The organism is Azoarcus sp. L1K30 (assembly GCF_018122735.1).
Classification (GTDB): Bacteria; Pseudomonadota; Gammaproteobacteria; order Burkholderiales; family Rhodocyclaceae; genus Parazoarcus.
The window spans coordinates 2,962,999-2,987,281 of record NZ_JAGRRD010000001.1; the positions used below are offsets into that span (position 1 = coordinate 2,962,999).

Annotated in this window: 25 protein-coding genes; 19 read left to right on the forward strand and 6 right to left on the reverse strand. The window is 66.2% G+C overall.

Features of this window, described 5'->3' with window-relative positions:
* Positions 1 to 104: 104 nt before the first annotated feature.
* From paaA to paaG, 5 genes are all read right to left on the reverse strand, one after another.
* Positions 105 to 1,100 (reverse strand): 1,2-phenylacetyl-CoA epoxidase subunit PaaA, encoded by a 996-nt coding sequence (gene paaA, locus J5J83_RS13690; protein ID WP_212350008.1) that lies wholly within the window; start codon positions 1,098 to 1,100, stop codon positions 105 to 107.
* Between the two features lie 65 nt (positions 1,101 to 1,165).
* Positions 1,166 to 2,488, reverse strand: a complete 1,323-nt coding sequence (paaK, locus tag J5J83_RS13695; protein ID WP_212350010.1) for a phenylacetate--CoA ligase PaaK — start codon at positions 2,486 to 2,488, stop codon at positions 1,166 to 1,168.
* A 70-nt stretch (positions 2,489 to 2,558) separates the two neighbouring features.
* A complete protein-coding gene (paaI, locus tag J5J83_RS13700) occupies positions 2,559 to 3,023 on the reverse strand; it encodes a hydroxyphenylacetyl-CoA thioesterase PaaI (protein WP_212350012.1) in 465 nt (154 codons plus the stop codon).
* Positions 3,016 to 4,545 carry a 3-hydroxyacyl-CoA dehydrogenase PaaH gene (paaH, locus tag J5J83_RS13705; protein ID WP_212350014.1) on the reverse strand — a complete coding sequence of 510 codons (1,530 nt, stop codon included), beginning with the start codon at positions 4,543 to 4,545 and terminating at the stop codon, positions 3,016 to 3,018. Before paaH ends, paaI begins: the two co-directional genes overlap by 8 nt.
* Positions 4,546 to 5,361: a 2-(1,2-epoxy-1,2-dihydrophenyl)acetyl-CoA isomerase PaaG gene (paaG, locus tag J5J83_RS13710; RefSeq protein WP_212350015.1), complete on the reverse strand. Its 816-nt coding sequence runs from the start codon at positions 5,359 to 5,361 to the stop codon at positions 4,546 to 4,548.
* Between the two features lie 246 nt (positions 5,362 to 5,607).
* Between paaG and paaN the strand changes: the two genes are divergently transcribed.
* From paaN to J5J83_RS13735, 5 genes are all read left to right on the forward strand, one after another.
* The gene (paaN, locus tag J5J83_RS13715) at positions 5,608 to 7,272 is read left to right on the forward strand and encodes a phenylacetic acid degradation protein PaaN (RefSeq protein WP_212350017.1); all 1,665 of its coding nucleotides are present in this window, start codon (positions 5,608 to 5,610) and stop codon (positions 7,270 to 7,272) included.
* A gap of 356 nt (positions 7,273 to 7,628) precedes the next feature.
* Positions 7,629 to 8,234, forward strand: a complete 606-nt coding sequence (gene paaY / locus J5J83_RS13720; protein ID WP_212350019.1) for a phenylacetic acid degradation protein PaaY — start codon at positions 7,629 to 7,631, stop codon at positions 8,232 to 8,234.
* Between the two features lie 97 nt (positions 8,235 to 8,331).
* Positions 8,332 to 9,156 (forward strand): toll/interleukin-1 receptor domain-containing protein, encoded by an 825-nt coding sequence (locus J5J83_RS13725; protein WP_212350021.1) that lies wholly within the window; start codon positions 8,332 to 8,334, stop codon positions 9,154 to 9,156.
* A gap of 40 nt (positions 9,157 to 9,196) precedes the next feature.
* Positions 9,197 to 9,877 carry a hypothetical protein gene (locus J5J83_RS13730; protein WP_212350023.1) on the forward strand — a complete coding sequence of 227 codons (681 nt, stop codon included), beginning with the start codon at positions 9,197 to 9,199 and terminating at the stop codon, positions 9,875 to 9,877.
* A gap of 39 nt (positions 9,878 to 9,916) precedes the next feature.
* The gene (locus J5J83_RS13735; protein ID WP_212350025.1) at positions 9,917 to 10,297 is read left to right on the forward strand and encodes a cupin domain-containing protein; all 381 of its coding nucleotides are present in this window, start codon (positions 9,917 to 9,919) and stop codon (positions 10,295 to 10,297) included.
* 10 nt (positions 10,298 to 10,307) lie between these two features.
* Here J5J83_RS13735 and J5J83_RS13740 read toward each other — a convergent pair whose 3' ends face one another.
* The gene (locus tag J5J83_RS13740; RefSeq protein ID WP_212350027.1) at positions 10,308 to 10,715 is read right to left on the reverse strand and encodes a hypothetical protein; all 408 of its coding nucleotides are present in this window, start codon (positions 10,713 to 10,715) and stop codon (positions 10,308 to 10,310) included.
* A gap of 305 nt (positions 10,716 to 11,020) precedes the next feature.
* Between J5J83_RS13740 and J5J83_RS13745 the strand changes: the two genes are divergently transcribed.
* The 14 genes from J5J83_RS13745 (at position 11,021) to J5J83_RS13810 (ending at position 24,272) form a co-directional block, all read left to right on the forward strand.
* Complete coding sequence (locus J5J83_RS13745; RefSeq protein ID WP_212350029.1) at positions 11,021 to 11,305, forward strand: phosphopantetheine-binding protein; 285 nt, start codon at positions 11,021 to 11,023, stop codon at positions 11,303 to 11,305.
* Positions 11,305 to 11,964, forward strand: a complete 660-nt coding sequence (locus J5J83_RS13750; RefSeq protein WP_212350031.1) for a hypothetical protein — start codon at positions 11,305 to 11,307, stop codon at positions 11,962 to 11,964. Before J5J83_RS13745 ends, J5J83_RS13750 begins: the two co-directional genes overlap by 1 nt.
* Positions 11,965 to 11,973: 9 nt before the next feature.
* Positions 11,974 to 13,341 (forward strand): AMP-binding protein, encoded by a 1,368-nt coding sequence (locus tag J5J83_RS13755; RefSeq protein ID WP_212350033.1) that lies wholly within the window; start codon positions 11,974 to 11,976, stop codon positions 13,339 to 13,341.
* The gene (locus J5J83_RS13760) at positions 13,328 to 13,657 is read left to right on the forward strand and encodes a beta-hydroxyacyl-ACP dehydratase (protein ID WP_212350035.1); all 330 of its coding nucleotides are present in this window, start codon (positions 13,328 to 13,330) and stop codon (positions 13,655 to 13,657) included. The genes J5J83_RS13755 and J5J83_RS13760 overlap by 14 nt, the downstream gene beginning before the upstream one ends.
* On the forward strand, positions 13,654 to 14,616 hold the full coding sequence (locus J5J83_RS13765; protein WP_249115719.1) for an acyl-CoA synthetase: 963 nt from the start codon (positions 13,654 to 13,656) through the stop codon (positions 14,614 to 14,616). Before J5J83_RS13760 ends, J5J83_RS13765 begins: the two co-directional genes overlap by 4 nt.
* A complete protein-coding gene (locus J5J83_RS13770) occupies positions 14,613 to 15,179 on the forward strand; it encodes a LolA-related protein (protein WP_212350037.1) in 567 nt (188 codons plus the stop codon). Before J5J83_RS13765 ends, J5J83_RS13770 begins: the two co-directional genes overlap by 4 nt.
* A complete protein-coding gene (locus J5J83_RS13775) occupies positions 15,176 to 17,551 on the forward strand; it encodes an MMPL family transporter (RefSeq protein ID WP_212350039.1) in 2,376 nt (791 codons plus the stop codon). Before J5J83_RS13770 ends, J5J83_RS13775 begins: the two co-directional genes overlap by 4 nt.
* Before the next feature lie 86 nt (positions 17,552 to 17,637).
* Entirely contained in the window at positions 17,638 to 18,450 is an 813-nt protein-coding gene (locus J5J83_RS13780; protein ID WP_212350041.1) for a polysaccharide deacetylase family protein, read from the forward strand.
* Positions 18,447 to 19,160, forward strand: coding sequence for a methyltransferase domain-containing protein (locus J5J83_RS13785; RefSeq protein WP_212350043.1), 714 nt, complete (start codon positions 18,447 to 18,449; stop codon positions 19,158 to 19,160). The genes J5J83_RS13780 and J5J83_RS13785 overlap by 4 nt, the downstream gene beginning before the upstream one ends.
* A gap of 47 nt (positions 19,161 to 19,207) precedes the next feature.
* Positions 19,208 to 20,413 carry a beta-ketoacyl-[acyl-carrier-protein] synthase family protein gene (locus J5J83_RS13790; RefSeq protein WP_212350045.1) on the forward strand — a complete coding sequence of 402 codons (1,206 nt, stop codon included), beginning with the start codon at positions 19,208 to 19,210 and terminating at the stop codon, positions 20,411 to 20,413.
* Positions 20,410 to 21,207: a beta-ketoacyl synthase chain length factor gene (locus J5J83_RS13795; protein WP_212350047.1), complete on the forward strand. Its 798-nt coding sequence runs from the start codon at positions 20,410 to 20,412 to the stop codon at positions 21,205 to 21,207. The genes J5J83_RS13790 and J5J83_RS13795 overlap by 4 nt, the downstream gene beginning before the upstream one ends.
* Positions 21,204 to 21,665 carry a 3-hydroxylacyl-ACP dehydratase gene (locus J5J83_RS13800; protein ID WP_212350049.1) on the forward strand — a complete coding sequence of 154 codons (462 nt, stop codon included), beginning with the start codon at positions 21,204 to 21,206 and terminating at the stop codon, positions 21,663 to 21,665. Before J5J83_RS13795 ends, J5J83_RS13800 begins: the two co-directional genes overlap by 4 nt.
* A gap of 16 nt (positions 21,666 to 21,681) precedes the next feature.
* Positions 21,682 to 22,404, forward strand: a complete 723-nt coding sequence (gene fabG, locus J5J83_RS13805; RefSeq protein WP_212350051.1) for a 3-oxoacyl-ACP reductase FabG — start codon at positions 21,682 to 21,684, stop codon at positions 22,402 to 22,404.
* A 149-nt stretch (positions 22,405 to 22,553) separates the two neighbouring features.
* Complete coding sequence (locus J5J83_RS13810; RefSeq protein ID WP_212350053.1) at positions 22,554 to 24,272, forward strand: GGDEF domain-containing protein; 1,719 nt, start codon at positions 22,554 to 22,556, stop codon at positions 24,270 to 24,272.
* The last annotated feature ends 11 nt before the right edge of the window (positions 24,273 to 24,283 follow it).

A 24,283-nucleotide genomic window follows, 5' to 3' on the forward strand; every position in this document is an offset into this window, starting at 1 on the left:
CCCTTCCCCTTCAAGGGGAAGGACAGGATGGGGATGGGTTTTGTGGCGAGCCCTCGAAACCCATCCCCACCCAGCCCTCCCCTTGAAGGGGAGGGAGAAAACGCTCACGCCGCCTGCTTCTCACGCTCGGCCGTTTTCTCGGCGTGTGCGATTGCGGCTTCACGTACCCATGCGCCCTCGTCCCAGGCCTTGTTGCGCGCAGCCAGACGATCGACGTTGCACTGTCCATGGCCGCCGACCACGTTCCAGAATTCGTCCCAGTCGATGGCGCCGAAGTCGAAGTGGCCGCGCGCCTCGTTCCATTTGAGCGCAGGGTCCGGCAGGCTCACGCCGAGCACCTCGGCCTGCTTGACCGTGGCGTCGACGAATTTCTGCCGCAGGTCGTCGTTGGAGATGCGCTTGATGCCCCAGCGCGCCGAATCGGTATGCACACTGTCCTTGTCGTGCGGGCCGAACATCATGATCGACGGCCACCACCAGCGATTGACCGCGTCCTGCACCATCTCGCGCTGTTCCGCCGTGCCCTTCATCATCTGCAGCAGCAGGTCATAGCCCTGGCGCTGGTGGAAAGACTCTTCCTTGCATACCCGCACCATGGCGCGGGCATAGGGGCCGTAGCTGCACTTGCACAGCGGGATCTGGTTCATGATCGCTGCGCCATCGACCAGCCAGCCGATCACGCCGATATCCGCCCAGTTCAGCGTCGGGTAGTTGAAGATCGAGCTGTACTTGGCCTTGCCCGACAGCAAGGCTTCGGTGAGCTCGTCGCGCGACACGCCGAGCGTCTCGGCAGCGGCGTACAGATAGAGGCCGTGGCCGCCTTCGTCCTGCACCTTGGCCAGCAGGATGGCCTTGCGCTTGAGGCTGGGTGCGCGGGTGATCCAGTTGCCTTCGGGCAGCATGCCGACGATCTCGGAGTGGGCGTGCTGGCTGATCTGGCGGATCAAGGTCTTGCGATAGGCCTCGGGCATCCAGTCCTTGGCCTCGATGAAACCACCGGCGTCTATCTTGGCGTTGAACTCGGCCAGGTATTCGGGGTTCTCGACCTTGCGCGGGCCTTTGGCTTCGGCGTCGGGAATGCTGAGAGACTGTGTATACATGTCGGACTCCTTGTGGGGGATCACAAACGCCGGTGCTGGATCGCCCGGCGAGGGAGATTCGCTGCTTATTCTTTTGGTCTGCGGTCGATCACGCGCTTGGCCTTGCCGACCGTGACGCGTTCGATCGAGAACGGCTCACCGACGATGACCTTGCACGACACCCCGATCAGCGCCTTGATGTGATGCGTCAGCTCCTTGGCCAGCGCCTCCTTCTGTTCGGGATGGCGACCGACATTGGCTTCGGCATTGACCTCGACCTTCACCGTCAGCGTATCCATGTGCCCGCTCTTGTCGACTTCGAGCAGGTACTGCGGCGCCAGCTTCGGCATCTTGCAGATCAGCTCTTCGATCTGGGTCGGGAACACATTGACGCCGCGAATGATCAGCATGTCGTCCGAACGCCCGGTGATCTTGGCCATGCGGCGCATGCTGCGGGCGGTCGGCGGCAGCAGGCGGGTGAGGTCGCGGGTGCGGTAACGGATCACCGGCATCGCTTCCTTGGACAAGGAGGTGAATACCAGTTCGCCTTCCTCGCCGTCGGCCACGACTTCACCCGTTTCCGGATTGATGATCTCGGGGTAGAAATGGTCTTCCCAGATCGTCGGGCCATCCTTGGTTTCGACACACTCGTTGGCCACGCCGGGCCCCATGACTTCGGACAGACCGTAGATGTCGACCGCGTCGATGCCGGCACGGGCTTCCACCGCCAGGCGCATCGCCGGGGTCCACGGTTCGGCGCCGAAAATGCCGATCTTCAGGGACGTCTCCCTGGGGTCGATGCCCTGCGCTTCCATCTCGTCAAGGATGGTCAGCATGTAGGACGGCGTCACCATGATGATGCTGGGCTTGAAGTCCTGGATGATCTGGACCTGCTTCTCGGTCTGTCCGCCCGACATCGGGATTACCGTACAGCCGAGGCGCTCGGCGCCGTAGTGCGCGCCCATGCCACCGGTGAACAGGCCATAGCCATAGGACACATGCACCATGTCGCCCGGACGTCCTCCCGAGGCGCGGATCGAGCGCGCCACCACATTGGCCCAGGTATCGATGTCCTTCAGCGTGTAGCCCACCACGGTCGGCTTGCCGGTCGTGCCCGACGAGGCATGCACTCGCGCCACCTTGTTCATCGGCACCGCAAACATCCCGAAGGGATAGTTGTCGCGCAGATCGTGCTTGGTGGTGAATGGAAATTTGGCCAGATCCTCGAGCGTCTTCAGGTCATCCGGATGCACACCCTTGTCGTCGAACGCCTTGCGATAATGCGGCACGTTGTCATAGGCGTGACGCACGCTCCATTTCAGACGCTCGAGCTGCAGCGCACGCAACTCATCGATACTGGCCTTCTCGATCGGCTCGAGTTCGGGCGGGGAATACGTATTTACCGGCATGTTTGTCTCCTGTTCCTCTGATTCCGACTTCGTTCTGGTGTTGTTGTAATTGTTCCAGGACCTGCAATCCCTAAAGCTCGATGACCGGCCGCCCCTTCATGCGATAGGACTTGCCACGCATGACCGCGATCAGCTCCGCCTTCTGGTTCGTCACCTTGATGTCATACACGCCGGTGCGTCCGGCGGCAAAGACCTCGGTGGCCACCGCAGTCAGCACATCCCCCGGGCGACCCGGCGCCATGAAGTCCACACTGATGCCCGACGCCACGGTCTGCTCATTGCCGCTGTTGCAGGCATAGGCAAAGGCGGTGTCCGCCAGCGTGGCAATGAAGCCGCCATGGCAGATGCGGAAGCCGTTGAGCATGTCCTCGCGCACGCTCATGGTCAGGGTCGAGCGCCCTGGCCCGACATCGAGAAAGGCCATGCCCAGGCCGCGTGCGGCCTGGTCGCGCTCGTACATGCCATCGCGCACACGTTCGGCCAAGGCTTGGGGGTCGAGACCTGCACTCAGGTCGCGCGGCTTCACTTCAGTCATGAAAACTGTCTCCGGAATGACTCATTCTGAGAATCAGCGGCGAAACCCGGTAGCGCTCCTCGCCGTAGTGTGCGCCCAGATTGCGCAACACGCGGGCGACAAGGCGCACACCAAGCTGATCGGCCCAGGCCAGCGGCCCCTTCGGGTAATTGGTACCGAAACGCATCGCCAGATCGATGTCGGCTGCGGAGCCAATGCCCTGCAGCACCGCGTCAGCACCTTCGTTGGCAAGCATGGCGACGGTACGTAGCCCGATCATGCCGGCGATGTCATCGATGCGCGACACGGCCACACCCGCTTGCTGCAGGGTGCCGACCACCGCATTCCAGGCGCCAAGCCCGCAGTGGTCATTGCGCGTCAGCACCAGGCGCGGCGTGGTGGCGTAGTCGAGGCAAAGATCGAGCAGCACCAGATTACTCAGCCCCTCTTCGGCAGCACGACAGGTCGCGGTGCGGCCATCGCTCAGCATCAGCCTGCCACGCCCGATCTCGAGCCAGCCCGCCTCGCCGGCTGGCGCCGCCTTGCGGGTCACGCCGACGCCTGCAGCCTCCAGCCGCGCCACCAGAGGCTCGGCCACACCAAGACTGCCGACCGCGGTCACACTGCGCTCGGCGCTCGCGTTTGCCTCGGTCCTGGCGAGGGGCTTTTCCGCTCCCGCGCCATAGTCGTAGAAACCGCGCCCGCTCTTGCGCCCGAGCCGTCCGGCCAGCACCAGATCCTGCTGAATCAGGCTGGGCGTGAAGCGCTTGTCGCCAAAATAGGCGTCGAACACCGAGCGCGTCACCGCGTAATTCACGTCGTGACCGATCAGATCCATCAGTTCGAACGGTCCCATCGGAAAACCGCAGCATTCGCGCATCGCAGCATCGATGGTGGCCGGCTCGGCCGCACATTCGTTGAGCACCCGCAAGCCTTCGGCATAGAAAGGGCGCGCCACCCGGTTGACGATGAAGCCCGGCGTCGATTTCGCATGCACGACCACTTTGCCCCAGGCTTTCGCCGTGGCATACAGGGTATTGGCCACCTCACGATCGGTCGCCAGGCCGGAGACGATCTCGACCAGCTTCATGCGCGGCGCCGGGTTGAAAAAGTGCACACCGGCCAGACGCTCGGGGCGCGCAAGTGGCGCGCCCATCGCGGTAATCGACAGCGAGGACGTGTTCGACGCCAGAATGGCCTCGGCCCCGAGCAGCTCCTCGAGTTGCAGGAACAGCTTCTGCTTGATCTCCAGGTTCTCGACGATGGCCTCGATCGCCAGACCGGCATCGCTGGCGGCAGCCAGATCCGTCACTGCCGTCAGCCGCGCCATGGTCGCATCACGCTCAGCCGCTTCCAGCTTGCCTTTCGAGACCAGAAACTCGAGATCCTTGGCGATCCCGCCGAGCCCCTTGTCGATGGCTTCGACGCGGGTGTCGTACAAATACACCGCATGTCCGGCCAGCGCCGCGACGTGGGCAATACCCGCACCCATGGCGCCGGCCCCGATGACCAGCACCTTCACCTTCCTGTCGAGCGCGGCCACTCAGTTCCCCTTGAAGACAGGCGAACGCTTTTCCATGAAGGCAGCAACACCTTCGCGGTAGTCGTTCGAACGGCCGCAGTCGCGCATCATGTCGCGCTCGAGATCGAGCTGGGTGTCGAAATCGTTTGTCGAGCTGGCCCAGATCGCCTTCTTGGTCTGGGCAAAGCCGAAGGTCGGCCCCTTGGCCATCTGTGCGGCAAGTGCCTGCACCGCAGGCAGCAGCGCGTCGTCGTCCATGCACTTCCAGATCAGCCCCCAGGCTTCGGCCTGCTCGGCGGAAACCTTGTCTCCCAGCATGGCCAGGCCCATTGCCCGCGCAGGGCCGAGCAGGCGCGGCAGAATCCAGGTACCACCGGTATCCGGAATCAGACCGAGCTTGCAGAATGCCTGGATGAAACTCGCCGAGCGCGCGGCAAACACCATGTCGCAGGCCAGTGCAAGGTTGGCACCTGCGCCGGCGGCGACGCCATTGACGGCACAGATCACCGGCATCTCGAGTGCGCGCAGCGTCAGCACCAGCGGCTTGTAGTTCTTTTCCACCGAGGCGCCGAGATCGGGCGCTTCACCGCCTGCGGCAACCGATCGGTCCGACAGGTCCTGGCCGGCGCAGAAACCGCGCCCGGCCCCGGTAATCAGCAGCACCCGCACCGACCCATCCGCGCGTCCCGCCTGCACCTGGGCCAGCGCCGCACGCATCTCGCCGTGCATCTGGTCATTGAAACTGTTGAGCCGGTCCGGCCGGTTCAGGATCAGTGTTGCCACGCCTGCTTCAATCTCGAGACGAATGGTTTCACCGAAGCCGCTTGCTGCATTCATCTTGTCTCCTCCTGTCCTTGTCTTCGCCCGCGCACTGGTGCACGCTGGGACTTGATTCTGTGCCGGCTGTTCGCCCGGCGTCGATCTTTCGCTGTTTTTCGCTGTTTGACCGACCGGTCAATCAATAGTAATCTTGATCCAGATCAAAAGACAAGCTTTTTCCACTTGCACTTTTCCTGCAACAGCAGCACGCGATAAACCCGCACGGCAAGAACCGGCGACCCCGATAATCTGAGGAGACAAGGCATGACCCACCCGCTGTTCGACAAGCACAAGGCCACTCTGGACGCAGCCATCGCAGCCATTCACGGCCGCGGTTACTGGACGCCCTTCCCCGAGATGCCCAGCCCCAAGGCATATGGGGAAACGGCTGCCGACGACGGCAAGAAGGCATTCGAAGCCTGCCTCGGCCAGGAATTCGCCCTCGATCAGCCCGGCCAGACCGGCTGGGCGGCCTCCGAGCGCTCGCCCTACGGCGTCGCGCTGGACGTGCGCTACCCGGTATGCGACCCCGAAGCCCTGATTGCGGCCGCACAAAGCGCGATGGAAGGCTGGCGCAAGATCGGCGCGCAGGGTCGTGTCGGCGTCTGCCTCGAAATCCTCGACCGCCTCAACAAGCACAGCTTCGAAATCGCCCACGCGGTGATGATGACCACCGGCCAGGGCTGGATGATGGCCTTCCAGGCCGGCGGTCCGCATGCACAGGACCGCGGCCTCGAGGCCGTCGCCTATGCCTGGGACGAGATGAGCCGCGTACCGGCCGAGACCATCTGGGAAAAGCCGCAGGGCAAGAACCCGCCGCTGAAGATGAAGAAGCACTACGAGATCGTCGGCCGCGGTGTCGGCCTGGTCGTCGGCTGCGGCACCTTCCCGACCTGGAACACCTACCCCGGCCTGTTCGCCACCCTGGTCACCGGCAACCCGGTCATCATCAAGGCCCACAGCAACGCCATCCTGCCTGCCGCGATGACGGTGAAGATCGCGCGCGAGGTGCTGGGCGAAGCCGGCCTCGACCCCAACCTGGTGTCGCTGGCCGTGGTCGAGAAGCGTGCCGCCACCCAGGCGCTCGCCACCCACCCGGCAGTGAAGTCGATCGACTTCACCGGCAGCAACGTGTTCGGCCAGTGGCTGATCGACAACGCCCGCCAGGCCCAGGTGTATGCCGAGCTGGCCGGCGTGAACAACGTCGTCATCGAATCCACCGACAGCTACAAGGCGATGCTGCGCAACCTCGCCTTCACGCTGAGCCTGTATTCGGGCCAGATGTGCACCACCACCCAGGCCATCCTGGTGCCGGCCGGCGGCATCGACACCGACCTGGGCCACAAGTCCTTCGACGAAGTCGCTGCCGATCTCGGCGCCGCCATCGACAAGTTCCTGACCGACCCGGCCGTGGCCACCGCCGTGCTCGGCGCCATCCAGTCCGAAGCCACCCTCGATCGCATCGCAGAAGCCGGCGAATACGGCAAGGTCGTGCTGGCCTCGAAGAAGGTCGATCACCCCGACTTCCCGCAGGCCGAAGTCCGCACCCCGGTGCTGCTCACCTGCGACGCCGCCGACGAGAAGAGCTACATGGAGGAGCGCTTCGGCCCGGTCAGCTTCGTCGTCAAGGTGGCCGACGGTGCTGCAGCCGTCGCGCTGTCGGAACGCATCGTCAAGGAACACGGCGCACTCACCGTCGGCCTGTACTCGAGCAAGCAGGATGTCATCGACGCCATGACCGACGCCAGCCTGCGTGCCGGCGTGGCCCTGTCGATCAACCTCACCGGCGGTGTGTTCGTGAACCAGTCCTCGGCCTTCTCCGACTACCACGGCGTGGGCATGAACCCGGCCGCGAACGCGAGCTACTCGGACAGCGCCTTCGTCGCCAACCGTTTCCGCGTCGTGCAACGACGCTACCATGTCGAGTAACACCACGGCGAACCGGGTCTGAGCATTTAGCGCTTCAGGTTTTTCGCTTTTTCCCGGATCACAAACCCGCGCTCACGGCGCCCAGCCGTGGCGCGGGCGGCCCGGCGGCAACTTCTGTCGTGCCGAGTTGCGGGCCTGCGCGGGGGAAACAAGGCGATGCATGTCTGAGTCCGGCGCAGCCGGGCGAGTTTGCATCGCCTCCCCCGCGCAGGTTCGCAGCGAGGGCAGCCGAAGGCCACGACAGCAGGCGCCGACGGACCGCCCGCGCCGCGGCTGAGCGCCAGGCACGAACCAACACAAGCAACAATCCACTACTGCCGCAAATAAGAGCAGAAGCCGAGACCAGGAGACACCCAATGCCCTGCTACGAAATCGACGGTCTCAAACCCGTCATCCACCCCACCGCCTTCGTCCATCCCGATGCCGTGCTGATCGGTGACGTCATCGTCGGTGCGCGCTGCTATGTCGCCCCGCTCGCCTCATTGCGCGGCGACTTCGGCCGCATCGTGCTCGAAGAAGGCAGCAACATCCAGGACACCTGCGTCATGCATGGCTTCCCCGGCACCGACACCGTGATCGAAGTCGACGGTCACGTCGGCCACGGCGCCGTGCTGCACGGCTGCCGCGTCGGCCGAAACGCCCTGATCGGCATGAACGCCGTCATCATGGACAACGCCAGCATCGGCGAATCGAGCATCGTCGCCGCCTGTGCCTTCGTCAAGGCCGGCATGGAGATCCCGGCGGGAAAACTCGTCGCCGGCATGCCCGCCAAGATCATGCGCGACCTGACCGAACAGGAAATGAACTGGAAGGTAGACGGCACCCGCTGCTACCAGGATCTGACCGTGCGCAGCTTGGCCACACTCAAGCCCTGCGAGCCGCTCACCGAGATGGAAGCCGGGCGCAAGCGCTTCGAGTTTGCCGGTGTCGTTCCCCTTGTGGACGTCAAGAAAAGCGGCTGAGCACCGCAACAAACCGCCGTTTCCCGACTATGCTTAGTGCAGCAGGCTAGTCGACCGACATGCGTCGCAGGCCTCGCCCCGCCAACGGGAGCTGCGCATGGACGGTATCTTCATCAGCTATCGGCGCGAAGACTCATCAGGTTACGCAGGGCGCCTGTACGACCGGCTCGCCGCCCGTTTCGGGCGCGAGCGCGTCTTCATGGATGTCGAAGGCATCGACCCGGGCACCGACTTCGTCGACGCCATCGACGCCGCAGTTGCCTCGTGCACGGTACTCATCGTCCTGATCGGCCCAAAATGGCTCGGCGACGACACCGGCGGCGCGCGGCGCATCGACGATACGCATGACTTCGTCCGTCTCGAGACCGCCGCCGCGCTGCGCAGGAAGATCCGCGTGCTGCCGGTCCTGGTCAATGATGCGGAAATGCCGCCCGAGGACGCACTCCCGCCCGACCTCAAGGCGCTGGCCAGACGCCAGGCCATCGAGATCAATCACAAACAATGGGAAGCCTCGACCGGAGAGGTGCTGAAGGCGCTCGAGCGCATTTTCGGCGGCGGCAGACCGGCTTGGCGCCTGCCGGCAATCGTCGCCGCCGCGTGTTGCGTGCTGGCTGTAGGCGCATGGCTGCTGTGGCCAGGCCAGCACACCACCGCGCCGGTGTCGCCCTCGAGCACCAGCGCCCCCGAATCGACCGCACCGACCGAATCGGAGGCCAAGCGCGGCAGCCGCACCGAACCCACCCAGCTGGCCAGCGCGGAAGCGCCTGCATCGCCCGCGAGCGCGGGGAGCACGCCCGCAGCCACACCTGCCACGCCGCCCAGCGCCGCACAGGCGCCAGCCGAGCCTCCTGCTGCCCTCTCTTACACACATCTGACGTGCTCGGGAAGAAGCACGCCCCAAGCCCGCGACGCGTCCCGCTGAATCCACCAGGCCCCAAGCAGCGACGCCCGCGCCGCAACCCGTGCGCCCCACGCCCCAGCCCACTCCCCAGCCCGCGTCCAAGCCAGCCGAGAGCCCGCAGCCTGCCGTCGTCAGGCCGCGTCCTGCGCCATCTGCCGCGGCGGCATCACACTTACCCCAGCCGGGAGAGCGCTGGACCTACCGTACCAGCGGGCGCTGGGCCACCAGCCCGAAGCGCACGGTGACCGTGACCGTCGATACCGTCCGCGACAATGCGGTCGTCGAGCACATGGAAGAGTCCGCCCCCACCTCCGGCCCCGCCGGCGCCCGCTCGCGATGGGTGGGCGACGAACCCCGGATCACGCACACCGGCGGACTCGGCAGCGAATTCAGCCCATACCTGGGTGCCTTCGCATCGCTCCAGGACGGAAAGACGTGGAAGGGCTTTTCCACACCCGAACTCGACGGCAACTGGGACGGCTGGTACTCGACGGCAGAAGTTCTCGAACGGGATCGCGTCAGCGTGCCCGCGGGCCGCTTCAATGCCTGGAAGATCGAAGCCTGGGCCTCGCGCCATGCGACCGGCACAAGCACTATCGCCGCCCTCGAGCCGGTCCGGATCCACTTCCTGATCTGGTACGCGCCGGAGCAAAAGCGCTACGTCAGGATGGAGCGAACGATGCTCTCGGCCGAAGGTCGTGCGATGGAGCGCGACACGATCGAACTGGTTTCCGGCCCCTGATCGGGATAGGCTGGGGCCCATTCAACCGATCTGCGCCCTATGACTTCCGACCGAACCACGCACAGCAAGTCCCTGCCATCGGCCAGCGGCAACCTTTTTGCCGATGCCGACGGGCCGGACAGTGCAGAGCGCTTCCTGCCGCTGCTTCAATCCGATACGACCTGTATCGAACGCATCGTATCCCACGGCTGCGCCAGCCCGCCGGGCTTCTGGTACGACCAACCCGATGATGAATGGGTGATGGTCGTTCGTGGCAGGGCCGAACTCGTCTTTGACGACGGGCGCAGCATGTCGATGGCGCCAGGGGACTGGGTGACGATACCGGCGCGCTGCCGCCACCGCGTCGACGCCACGACCCCTGACACGATCTGGCTTGCCGTTCACATCCGCCACCTTCCGGGCAATGTGTCCTGTGCCTGAAGCGGCCCCCTCAAGGCTGGGCGCCAAGCGCCGACAGTGACAGGTTCCAGCGCGTCAGCGCGTGACGCAACAGGGTCTGCTCGGGCAGCGTGATGCGACCGTCCGCCTTGGACAGCACCAGCATGGCCTGGCAGGCGAGCTCGCGCAGCGACGGATCGGTGACGCGATCCAGCATGTGCTCGACCTGCTCCAGATCGAGCACGCGCACCGACTCGGCCGGGCCACCGCGCGCCAGCAACTGCTGGCAATGATCGACGACGGCCTGAATCAGCACGTCACGCGGAATGCCGAGAAGGGCCGGAATCTCGTGGCGGTCGAGCGCATCGACCTCGCGGCTGGCCAGTTCGCCGTCCGAGATCAGGGTAAAGGCGATGAGGCGGGCGACAACGTTGCGTTGCTCGTTGAGCGGGATGTTCATGGAAGACTCCCCAGTTGAAGGTCGATGGCTTCGAGCCTTCGCCCCGGCCTGAAGTTCATTCCGCCATCCTCCGCCACCGATACCCTCGCCACCTGCAGGGGAAAATGCAGCACAATCGCGGACAAGGCCGAACGCGCCGCGACAAGGTGACGCCTGGCCCCTCATCCACGGCGACGGCGTCGACTGCGCGTTTCAAATCGCAAACGAGCGCAAAAATTCACCGTTGGCGGCAGACGCCAGTTAACATTCTGCCTTTGTGCTTACCGCTGCCCGCTAGCCCGACCGCTTCTGCCAGTTGATCCAAGATGACCGACACGACCCCTTCCTCCGCCGATGCCGCACTGCTGACTGAAGTCGCGGAGCTGATCGTTTCCGCCCTCAACCTCGAAATCGCCCCCGGCGAGATCGAAGCCGACGCCCCCCTGTACGGCGAAGGGCTCGGACTCGACTCCATCGACATCCTTGAGGTCGCGCTGGTGGTATCCAAGCGTTTTGGCTTCTCGCTGCGGGCTGACAACGAGGATAACCTGACGATCTTCTCCTCGCTGCGCAGCCTGTCCGACTACATCGCGGCCAACCGGACATCCTGATGCCCCGCGGCATGCGACTTGTTCGCGCGGTGCTGCTGGCCGTTGCATTCGGCGCCTATCTGCTGCTCGCCCATTTCACCACCGCCCCCGACGAGCCCAGTACGCTGGGTGCGCTGGTGGCCATCGTGCCCTACATGGCGATCGCCCTCGGGCTGGCGCTGCGCAGCGCCCGTCGTGCGCTGGCGCTGGCGCTGTGGAGTGCGCTGTCCATGTTGCTGTGGCGAAACTGGCCGCTGGTCGAGTCGCGCTTCGAATGGATCTACTTCATCCAGCATTGCGGGACTTTCTCCCTACTCGCCATCGGCTTCGGCCGCACGCTGACCAAAGACGCGGTGCCGATGGTCACCCGCTTCGCGCAGGTCATCCACGGCGATGAACTGGCACCGGCGTTGAAGCGCTACACACGCCGCGTCACGGTGGCATGGAGCGTGTTCTTCGTCGCCATGGCCGGCACCTCCGCGCTGCTGTTCTTCACCGGTCCGATGCCAGCCTGGTCGCTGCTGATCAACGTGCTGACCCCCATCCTGGTCGCCGCGGTGTTCGCACTCGAGTTCGCCATCCGCAGCGTCGTGTTGCCGCCGACGTTGCGCACCGGGCTGGTCGATTCGGTCCGTGCCTGCCTCCAAACCTCGCGCCGCATCACGCCGCCCACCGCCTGAGCCCGCGCCGTGCCAAGCTTCCCCCTCGTTTCACACACGGCCCCGGATGCCGTCATCGCCCGCCGCCACGGCGAAGCGATCAGCCTGCAACGCTTTCTGGCCGACATCGATCGCGTCATCGCGGTCCTGCCCGAGTGCGGCCACATCCTCAATGTGTGCGCCGATCGCTACCATTTCGCGGTGGGCCTTGCCGCCAGCATGATCGCCGGCAAGATCAGCCTGCTGCCCTCGACCTACACCCCGGAAACGCTTCGCCAGCTGGCGGCATTCGCACCCGATTGCCAGATCCTGAGCGACGCCGACGCCGCACACCATTCCCTTCCCGCTGTGCGCTTTCCCGCCCTGTGTGCTGCGGGGGACGTCGTCGGAGCAATGCCCGCCGTCCCCCGGCTGGATGCAGCGCAGCTGGTTGCCTGGGTGTTTACCTCGGGCTCCACCGGGACACCCGTGCCGCATCGCAAGACCTGGGGCAGGCTCGTCGTCAATGTCCGTGCCGAAGGCGTTGCGCTCGGGCTCGATGCGCGGCGTCCGCTGACGCTGATCGCGACCGTGCCGCCGCAACACATGTACGGTTTCGAATCCAGCGTACTGGTCGCCTGGCAGAACGGCGCAGCGTTCGATGCAGGGCGCCCCTTCTACGCGGCGGATATCGCCGCCGCCATGGCACACACACTGCCTCCCGCGGCCCTGATTACCACGCCTTTTCATCTGCGCGCACTGCTCGACGAGGGCGTCGCACTGACACCGGTCGACCTGGTGGTATCAGCCACGGCCCCGCTGCCGGTGGCCCTGGCCCAGGCTGCCGAAGCGCGCCTGCAGGCGCCTCTGCTCGAGATCTACGGCTCCACCGAAACCGGCCAGATTGCCACCCGGCGCAGCGCACTGTGCGAGGAATGGACGCTCTTCCCGGGCATTCGCCTCGAGGCCCGCGGTGACCAGACCTGGGCCGACGGTGGCCATATCGAGGTTGCGGTGCCGATGTCCGACGTGATCGAGCCGCTCGACGCAGCGCATTTCCGCCTCAAGGGGCGCAATGCAGACATCATCAACATCGCCGGCAAGCGCAGCTCACTCGGCTACCTCAACCAGCAGCTCGTGAGCATCGACGGCGTCCGCGATGGCAGCTTCCACCTTCCCGACGGCGAACGTGACGGGCACATCACCCGCCTGGCGGCCTTCGTCGTCGCCCCCGGCCTCGACCCCGCGACGCTGCGCGCGGCGCTGCGCGAACGCATCGACCCTGCCTTCATGCCGCGTCCCTTGATCTTTCTCGATGCCCTGCCAAGGAACGCCACGGGCAAGCTGCCGCGCGACACCTGCGAAGCGCTGCTGCGCACCTATCGCACACAACGGGGCGTGACGCATGACGCCGGGTAGCCGCGAACTCCACATCGCACCGGCGCACCCGGCCTTTGCGGGCCACTTCCCCGGGCGGCCGATCGTGCCCGGCGTGGTGCTCCTCGACGAGGTCGCCCGTGCGCTGACTGCGGCACTCGGCCTGGATCGCCCGCGGTGGCAGGTCGGCCAAGTCAAGTTCGTCCGCCCTGTCGGTCCCGGCGAATCCGTCGTGCTGCGCTGGAAGCCCGCCGCCACCCACGGTGCGATCGCCTTCGCCATCGAGACTGTAGACGGCGTTGCCGTGGCCAGCGGCACCTTGACGCCGGGCCATCCCCCTCGCGCCGACGACCGATGAGCACACCCAAGACAGGCCAGGAGCGGACGAACGCGGTGGCCGGTGCGGAGTGGATTCGGCGCCCCGAACGCAGCAACATGGCCATGCTTCGCCTGATGACCTGGCTATCGCTGCGCCTCGGCCGTCCGTCGGGGCGCGCACTGCTGCACCTGATTGCCGCATATTTTTTCCTGTTCGCGCCTTCGGCCCGCCGCGCCATGCGTGCCTACCTGCCGCGCGCGCTCGATCGCCGGCCACGCATCGGCGACGGCTATCGCCAGATATTCAGCTTTGCCGCCACCATTCACGATCGTGTCTATCTGCTCAAGGACCGTTTCGACCTGTTCGATATCCGTGTCGAGGGCGAAGCGCTGATCCGCGAACAGGTCGCGAGCGGTCGTGGCGCGCTGTTGTTCGGCGCTCATGTGGGCAGCTTCGAGGTGATTCGGGCAGTGGGTCGAACCCAGCCCGGACTGAAGGTCGTGCTTGCCATGTTCGAAGACAACGCACGCAGGATCAATGCCCTGCTGGCCGCGCTCAACCCCTCCGCACGCCCCGAGGTGATTGCGCTCGGCAAGCTCGACGCCATGCTGAGGGTTCGTGCCCGGCTCGAGGAGGGCGCCCTGGTCGGGGTCCTGGCCGATCGTGGACTGGGCGACGAAGCCCGCGTGCCCATTCCCGTACTCGGTACCACCGCCAATCTTCCACTCGGTCCATTTCGCATGGCGGCGATGCTTGGCGCCCGCATCATCTTCATGGCCGGCCTGTACCATGGGGGGAACCGCTACACGATTCGCTTCGAGCCCATCGCCGACTTCAGCCAGATCGGGCGCCGCGAGCGCGATGCGGCGATCGCTGCGGCCATGCGTGACTATGCTGCTGCGCTCGAGCGTTGCTGCCGCGATGCGCCGTCGAACTGGTTCAATTTCTTTGACTTCTGGAACGACTTCGGCCCGGCCGAAGCCTCCCCATCACCATGAACGCACGCCTGATCGCGCTTCTGTTCGGCCTTCTGGCCAATCACGCCAGTGCGGCCGGCTGGGACATCGCCGAATTGATGAAGGCGTTGGCGGCCAACCGCGGCGGACGGGTGCCCTTTGTCGAGACCCGCCATCTGGCGATGCTCGATCAACCCTTGAGCATCACCGGCGAACTGGTCTACCGTGCCCCGTCGACACTCGAACGCCACACCAGGACACCGGTCACCGAATCCATGGTGCTCGATGGCGACACCCTGACCCTCAGCCGCGAGGGCAAGACCCACACCCTGCGCCTGCACGACTACCCCGAAGTGGCCGCACTGATCGGCAGCATCCGCGCCACCCTTGCCGGCGATCGCAAGACGCTTGAGCGCAGCTACGCGTTGTCGCTGTCAGGCAGCACCACACAATGGACGCTCACGCTGCTGCCCTCCGATCCTGCGGTGACGAAGGTCGTGCTGCGCATCGGCATCAGCGGCAACGGCGGCGAGGTACGCCGCGTCGATATCCTGCAGGCCGACGGCGACCGCACCGAAATGCGCATCGGGCCAGCCGTGCGATGAGCGTGCACTCGCGCCTGTCCGCTTTCCTGTCGTGGCTGGCGATCGTCGGCGTGCTGCTGCTCATCGTCAGTCGCGCCAGTTTCACCGCCGACATGTCGGTCTTCCTGCCACGCAGCCCCACGCCCGAACAGCAACTGCTGGTCGATCAATTGCGCGAAGGTATGGTGTCGCGCCTGACGCTGATCGGCCTGACCGGCGGCGACGGCGCCGAACGCAGTGCGATTTCGCGACGCATGGCCGCCGACCTGCGCGCCGATGATCGATTCTCGGCCATCAACAATGGCGAGGCAGTTCACCTCGAAGCCGACCGGCGCTGGCTGTTCGACAACCGTTATGCGCTCAGCCCCGCAGTGAACGGCGAGCGATTTACCGTCGCCGGCCTGCACACTGCCCTGCAGGACACGGTCAGGCTGCTGGCGTCGCCGCTCGGACTCGTTGCCAAACCGCTGCTTGCGCGCGACCCCACTGGCGAGCTGATGAATTTGCTCGGCGCACTCGACAGCGCGGAACAGCCTCGGCGCGAGGGCGACGTCTGGGTCTCACAGGACGGCGCCACCACGTTGTTACTGGCCATGAGCCGGGCCTCCGGCGCCGACATCGACGCCCAGGAGGATGCGATGAACGCCATCCGCGCGGCCTTCGCCAAAGCAGTCGCCAGCCACGGCGCGGGGTCGGCGGTCGAGCTGGCGATGACCGGCCCCGGGGTCTTCTCGGTGCAGTCGCGCGCCACCATAAAGGATGAAGTCACCCGCATCGCAGTCATCGGCAGCAGCCTCATCATTATCCTGCTGCTCATCATCTACCGTTCGCTGCCGGTACTGCTGCTCGGCCTGCTGCCCGTCGTCACCGGCACGCTGGCCGGCATCGCCGCGGTCAGCCTGGGCTTCGGCGTCGTCCACGGCCTCACGCTCGGCTTCGGCACCACGCTCATCGGCGAAGCGGTGGATTACGCCATCTACCTCTTCGTGCAGCAAGGCCAGCCGAAGGAGCGCCGGAGCCAATTCTGGCCCACCATCCGCATCGGCCTGCTGACCTCGTCCTGCGGCTTCATTGCGCTGCTGGCCTCGGGCTTTCCCGGCCTCGCACAGCTCGGACTGTATTCCCTCGCCGGGCTCGTCGCCGCCGCCCTGATGACCCGCTATCTGCTCCCCGCCATGCTGCCGACCGATTTCCGCCTGCGCGACGTGAGCGCGCTCGGGCATCGGCTCGCGCGACTGGTCGCGGCCGCCACCCGCCTGCGCTGGATGGTGATCACGCTTGCGCTGAGCAGCCTGGCGCTGATCGCGAACCAGCGTCAGGGCGTCTGGAACGGCGAACTGCTCGCGCTGAGCCCGGTGCCGGCGAGCGCGCAGGCGCTGGACAAGCGCTTGCGCAGCGAGCTGGGCGCCCCCGACGTGCGCTACCTGATCGTGATCGATGGCCGCGATACCGAGGCGGCGCTGCAGGCCGCCGAAGCCCTGGCCCCGGCGCTGAACCGGCTGCAGGATGCACATCTCATTGCCGGTTGGGACAGCCCTGCGCGTTATCTTCCCAGCCAGGCCATCCAGCGCGCCCGCCTCGCCAGCCTGCCGCCGCGCGAAGCGCTCGCCGCCCGCCTGCAGGCGGCCAGTACCGGCCTGCCGCTGCGGACCAAACGCCTGCAAGCCTTCGTCGACGATGTGGACGCCGCACGCCAGCGTCCATTGCTCGATCGTGCCTCGATGGCGGGAACGTCGCTTGCGCTTGCCGTCGATGCGATGCTGCTCGACTCCGCCCACGGCGCGCGCGCGCTGCTTCCGCTGCGTGCGCCCACCACCGGCCGCCAGGCCGGGCTGATCGATGCCGACGCAGTCCGCGCCGAACTGGCCACCGTTGCGCTGCCGGCTACCAGCCCCCCGCCACGCTTTCTCGACCTCAAACACGAATCGGACGCACTCTACCGAGGCTATCTGGGCGAAGCCATCCAGCTCTCTCTTGGCGGCGTGCTTGCCATTCTCGTCCTGCTGCTGGTCTTTCTGCGGCGTCCGATGCGCGTCGTCCGCGTCGCGTTGCCGCTGGCCGCTTCGATCCTGGTGGTCGTCGCCGCGCTGATCCTGGCGGGCAAGCAGCTGATCCTGCTGCATCTGATCGGGTTGTTGCTGATCGTCGCCGTGGGCTCCAACTACGCCCTGTTCTTCGACAACGGCAATGGCGACGGTGCCGCGCCCAGCCCCGCCACACTGGCGTCGCTGCTGTTCGCCAACCTCACCACCGTCGCCGGATTCGGACTGCTGGCATTTTCCGAGGTGCCGGTATTGCAGGCAATCGGCATCACCGTCGGCCCGGGCGCCATCCTCGCCCTGCTGTTCTCGGCCATGCTCAGCGCCCGTCGCCCACTACCGCCAGGCGGCTGAACCGACGCCGCCATGACACTCGATGCCCCGCGACGGCGGGGCGCAGAAGCGGGACCGCCCCCCCGCGCGGTTACAATTGCGCCCATATGAATGACCGACCCAGCCGCCGATGGCGGCCCACTCCGCTGATCTCCGCCGCCCTGATCCTGCATCCTGGCGCGCTTGCCGCCTGCCTGTCATGGCCGCAGAGCTGGCCGTGGGCCCTGGGCTCAGTGGTGATCAGCCATCTCGCACTGACCGCAGCCGGACTGTGGCCCCGAAGCCGGCTCCTCGGCCCCAACCTCACCCGCCTGCCGCCACGCTCGATCGCCCGCGGTGAAATTGCCCTCACCATCGATGACGGACCCGAGCCCGCCGTCACCCCCGCAGTACTTGACCTGCTCGACCGGCATGGTGCACGTGCCAGCTTTTTCTGCATCGGCGAGCGCGCTGCCGCCTACCCGGACCTGATCGCCGAAATCGTGCGCCGCGGCCACGCGGTGGAAAACCACTCGCACCACCACCGCCACCACTTCTCCCTGTTCGGGCCGCGACGTATCCACCGCGAGCTGGCCGAGGCGCAGGCGCAGATTGGCGTCCTAGCCGGTAGCCCACCGCACTTTTTCCGCGCCCCGGCGGGCCTGCGCAATCCCTTCCTGGAGCCGGTGCTGGCAGGGCTCGGGCTCCAACTCGCAAGCTGGACCCGACGCGGTTTCGACACCCGCGAAAGCCGGCCGGAGAAGGTGCTCGCCCGCCTCACCCGCAATCTGGCCGCCGGCGACATCCTGTTGCTGCATGACGGCCACTGCGCACGGACGACGGAAAAGCGCAGAGTCATCCTGGAAGTATTGCCGCCGCTGCTCGACGCCATCCGTGCCGCCGGGCTGCGCCCCGTCACGCTGCGCCAGGCGCTGCAATGAGCACCGCCTTCCGCTCGCGCCTGATCGAGGCTGCTGCTGCGCCCTACCGACAGGCAGGGCGCTTCGCATGGCATTTTGCCCGTGGCAAGCTCGCTCGCGACCCGGTGTTCTTCGGCCTTCTGGCCGCGGGTGCCTTGCCTTCGCGGGCGCGTATCGTCGATCTCGGCTGCGGCATCGGCCTGCTGTCGAACTGGATCACTGCCGCATCCAGCCTGCACGCCGCGGGCGACTGGCCCGCGGACTGGCCCGCGGCGCCGTGCCTGGCCACCTACCGTGGCATCGAGCTCATGCCGCACGACGTCGAACGCGCGGCCCGGGTGCAGCCGCCGGGCGCCATCGTCGAGCAGGGCGATATCCGCGACGTGGCACTGGGCGAGATCGACGTCGTGGTCATTCTCGATGCGCTGCACTACATCGAGACACCCGCGCAGAATGCGCTCCTGCAACGCGTGCTTGACGCCTTGGCGCCCGGCGGCCTGCTGATCATGCGTGTGGGCGATGCCGCTGCGGGCCTGCCCTTCGTGCTCAGTACCTGGGTGGACCGCCTGGTCTGCCGCATGCGCGGCCACCGCCTCGGCGCCCTTCACTGCCGTCCGGCCGCCGAATGGCGCGCCCAGCTCGAGCGGCTCGGCTTCACCGTGCAGTCTCAGGCAATGGATGCCGGAACGCCGTTCGCCAACACCTTGCTGCTCGCCCGCCGCAGCGCCTGACGCCGGCGGTTTGTTAGAATCCGTTCATATCCCACCGGATCAGTGCGTTGAAACCTCTGCTTATCTCCCGCTACACCGCCAGCAGTTGCATCGGCAACGGGGTGGACGCCACTCGCGCCGCGCTCGCCGATGGCCGCAGCGGCCTGCGACACTGCGATTTCGAGACCGTCGAGCTCGACACCTGGATCGGTCGTATCAAGGCGCTGGACGACGTCATGTTGTCGCCCGCGCTAGCTGAATACGATTGCCGCAACAACCGCCTGGCGCTGCTTGGACTGAGCCAGGACGGCTTCATCGACGCTGCAATCGATGCAGTGCGCCGATACGGTGCGAAACGCGTGGCGGTGCTGCTCGGCACCAGCACCTCGGGCATCCTCGACACCGAACTTGCCTATCGGCGACGCAATCCGGTCAGCGGCGCACTGCCGCCGGAATTCCATTACCGCGGCAGCCACAACGTTTTTTCGGTTGCCGAGTTCGTCCGCCACGCAGTCGGTGCCGGCGGACCCGCCTGGGTGATTTCCACCGCCTGCTCGTCGAGCGCCAAAGTCTTCGCCAGCGCCGCACGCCTGTTCGACGCTGGACTGATCGATGCGGCCGTCGTCGGCGGTGTCGATTCGCTGTGCCTGACGACACTGTATGGCTTCAATTCCCTCGAGCTGGTATCCCCCGAGCCTTGCCGCCCGTTCGACCCGGATCGCGCAGGCATTTCCATCGGCGAAGCCGCCGCCTTTGCCCTGCTCGAGCGCGCGCCGGCGCACCCGCCCGCCGAAGCGATCCTTCTCAGCGGCTATGGCGAATCCAGCGACGCCCACCATATGTCCTCACCGCATCCGGAAGGCCTCGGCGCGCGCTTGGCCATGGAGCAGGCTCTCACTCGCGCCGGACTGGGCCCCGCCGACATCGACTACATCAATCTGCACGGCACCGGCACACCGAGCAACGACGATGCCGAAGGCGCGGCCGTGAGCCGGCTGTTCGGCAGCGCGACGCCGGCCAGTTCGACCAAGGGCGCCACCGGGCACACGCTGGGCGCCGCGGGCGGGCTCGAAGCGGTGTTCTGTGCGCTGGCGCTGAGCGAAGGCCTGATTCCCGGCAGCCCCGGCACCCGCAGCCTGGACCCGGGCATCGATATTGCGTACCGACAAGCGCCGCAGCGGGCAGCGCTGCGCCATGTACTGTCGAATTCCCTCGGTTTCGGCGGCACCAACTGCAGTCTCGTCCTGTCGCGGGCGGAGGGGCGTGCGCGATGAGTACAAACGGATTGTCCGCCAGTGTCCGCTCCCTCGGCGTAATCGGCCCCGGCTTTGGCAGCTGGCCCGAAGCCCGCGCCGTTCTTGCCGGCGACACCCCCTGGGTGCCGGCCCCCACACGCGTTCCCAACCCAGACATGCTGCCGCCCGCGGAGCGCCGCCGGGTGGGCGCGGTGGTGAAGCTCGCCCTCTGTGCCGGCGCCGAGGCGGTGCACGCCGCCGGGGCCGACGCGTCGCAGCTGGCCACGGTGTTTGCTTCGGCCGGCGGCGACGGCGCCAACTGCCATGCCATCTGCGAGGCGCTGGCCGGCGACGACCGCCGGATTTCACCGACGCGCTTCCACAATTCGGTCAATAACGCCGCCGCCGGATACTGGGGCATCGCCACCGGCGCAATGGCGACCTCGACCATCGTTTCGGCCTACGATGGCAGCCTGGCCGCCGGACTGATCGAAGCCCTTGCGCTGGCGCACGCGCTCGAAAGCCCCGTGCTGCTCGTGGTGTACGACCACCCCTACCCCGAACCCCTGGCGGCGGCACGCCGGGTCAGCGACGCCTTTGCCATGGCGCTGCTGCTCGATCCGGCCGCAAACGCGGGGCCGCGCGTACAACTTGGCGGGTTTTGCGATGCCGCGGCGGACCTCATGGCCGACCCCGCCATGGAAGCGGTGCGCAGCAGCATCCCCGCCGCCCGTGGTCTGCCCCTGCTCGAGCTGCTCGCACGCGACCGCAGTGGCACGGTCGTACTCGACTATCTCGACGACCTGCGCCTCGATGTGAGCCTGTCCGCGTGAGCACCGCGCGACCGGACCGTGACTGGATTGCGGCGCACATCCCGCATCGCGGCAGCATGTGCCTGCTCGACGCGGTTGAGGCCTGGGACGCGGAGCACATCCACTGCATCAGCCGCAGCCACCTCGCCACAGACAATCCGCTGCGCAGCGACGGGCGCCTGGGCGCGCTGACCGCCATCGAGTATGCGGCCCAGGCGATGGCCGTGCATGGTGCCCTGCTTGCGACCTCGGCCGATGCGACCGCCATTGCGAGTCCAGGTTTTCTGGGCAGCGCGCGCGGCGTAAGCTGCCTGGTCGACCGCCTGGATGACATCGAGGACACGCTCGACGTGCGCGCCGAGCGTCTTTCCGCAGACACACGCACCCTGCTGTACGCTTTCTCCGTTTCCGCCGCCGGCCGCCTGTTGGTACACGGGCGGGCAGCCGTAGTGCTCGGCACGGCAGCGCTCACAGACTGATTCAGGACGCCTCATCATGACTCTTCGTGCCCTCGTCAGTGGCGGCAGTGGCGGCATCGGCCGCGCAATCGCGCAGCGCCTTGCCGCCGACGGCCATGCCGTGCTGGTTCACGCCAATCGCCAACTCGAGGCTGCCGAAGAGATCGCGGCTGCCATTCGCCAAGCCGGGGGCGAGGCACGGGCAGTCACCTTCGACCTCACCGATGCCGCCGCCACCTCTACCGCGCTTGCCGCGCTGCTTGCCGAGGGGCCGATCCAGATCCTGGTCAACAATGCCGGCATTCACGACGACGCGGTCTTTCCCGGCATGTCCGCGCAACAGTGGCACCGCGTGATCGACGTCAGTCTCAACGGCTTCTTCAACCTCACCCAGCCCTTGACCCTGCCGATGATCCGCACACGCTGGGGGCGCATCATCAACATCACCTCGATCGCGGCTCTCACCGGCAACCGTGGACAGGTCAACTATGCAGCGGCCAAGGGCGCATTGCATTCGGCCACCAAATCGCTGGCACTCGAGCTCGCCAGCCGCGGCATCACCGTCAACGCGGTGGCCCCGGGCATCATCGATACTGCGATGAGCGAGTCCGCGTTCGATGCCGAGGCCATCGCCCGCCTGGTGCCGATGAAACGCGCGGGACGCGCGGAGGAGGTCGCAGACCTGGTCGGCTTTCTTGCCTCGCCACAGGCCAGCTACATCACCGGGCAGGTCATTTCGATCAATGGCGGCATGATCTGAGCGGCCTTTGACGACCACAAACACGGCACAGGCCATCGCCCTTCCGTCGGGACTGATGCCCGGAACGAGCAGGCCGAGGCTTCGTCCCTACATCAGTTTGTGCTAACTTGCCCGGTCACTCACGAGCACGCCATCGCGGTTTCCGCGCCATGAACCTGAAGCCACGCTTCCTGATCCTTACTGCCGCCCTGATTCTGCTCGCGTCCACGGCGACCTGGTTTGCATTTCAGCGCATTACCGAAGGCATCGTCGAGCAATGGGGGGTTCGCCTGGCCGAGGCCCAGGTACGTTACGACTCGTCCCGACTGATGCAGCCGCTGATCAGGGAGATCGCACTGTCACGCCAGATGGCCCATTCGCAACTGATCGTTCGCTGGGCAAGGCAGCCGGACAATCCGGAACTGACCCGAGAGGCGATCGCCGAAATGGAGAGCTTTCGCCGCAATTTCCAGGATGGCAGCTTCTTTGTCGCGCTGGCCGGGTCGGGAGCCTATTACCACAACAACAGCCAGAACGAATTCGCCGGTCGTCAGCTGCGCTACAACCTGCAGCCCGACAGACCCGCCGACAGCTGGTTCTACCAGATCATGAACCAGGGCCGGGAATTTCACCTGAATGTGAACCCGGACCATGCACTGGGGGTGACCAAGCTCTGGATCGATGTCCTGATCCGCGACGACGACCGCATCCTCGGCGTGGTGGGCACCGGCCTCGACCTCGACCGCTTCATCCGCAACATCGTGCAGCAGGCCCAACCCGGCGTCAGCACGCTGTTCGTCGACCACAACGCAGCCATCCAGCTGTATCGCGACCCGAAACTCATCGACTTCGCCAGCATCGTCAAGCCGGAAGGGGAAAAGAAGACCATCGACCAGCTTCTCGACCACGCCGAAGACCGTGCCTTCATGCGCGCCGCGATGCAACAGCTCACCGACGCTGGGCCCGAACGCGAGACCGACGCGCGCGTGATCAGCCGCTTCGTAACGGTGGACGGCGAGCGCCATCTCGCCGGTGTGGCCTATCTGCCGGAGATCGACTGGTACGAGGTTACGCTGCTCGACCTCGACGTTCTGATGCCGTTGCAGCGATTTTCCAGCGTGCTGCTGATCTTTGCCGCCACGCTGCTGGCCGCCCTCGTGCTGTTCAATTACGTTCTCAACAGGCTGGTGCTGAATCCGGTTGCCGCACTCGAGGATGCCATGCTGCGCGTGCGCGACGGCGACCTCAACCCTGTGCCGCTGCCCCCGGCCAAGGGCGAGATCGGCCGTCTGGCCGGGCACTTCGAGGCCATGTCCGCTTCGGTGCGCGAACACACGCATGAACTCGAATCCCGGGTGGCCGCCCGGACAGAAGAACTTCGCCACCTCGCCAGCGTGGACCCCCTCACCGGACTGCTCAACCGTCGCGGCCTCAGCGAACGCCTGAACGAGGAAATCAGCCGCGCCGAACGCGAAGGGAGTCACTTCGGCCTGCTCTGGGTCGACATCGATCAGTTCAAGGAAATCAACGACTTCTTTGGCCACTCGGTCGGTGACGATGCCCTGAAGAAGGTCGGGGAGCAGATTTCAGCCGGTGTGCGCCCTTACGACTGCGCGGCGCGCTGGGGCGGCGACGAGTTCCTGATCCTGCTTGCCCCGTGCGATCTGGACACCCTCGCGGTCCTCGGCGAGCGCATCCGCAGCAGCATCGAGTCGAGGCTCGAACTGCCCCAGGACACGGGCGTAACCGTCAGCGTCGGCGGCTGCCTGGCCGGGCCCGGCGATCCGCTTGAACGCATCCTGCAACGGGCGGATCAGGCGCTCTACGCAGCGAAGGAAGAAGGCCGCAACCGGGTGCGCATTGCGGGGCAGGAAACGGAAGCGGCCTGAGCGGCGCCGTC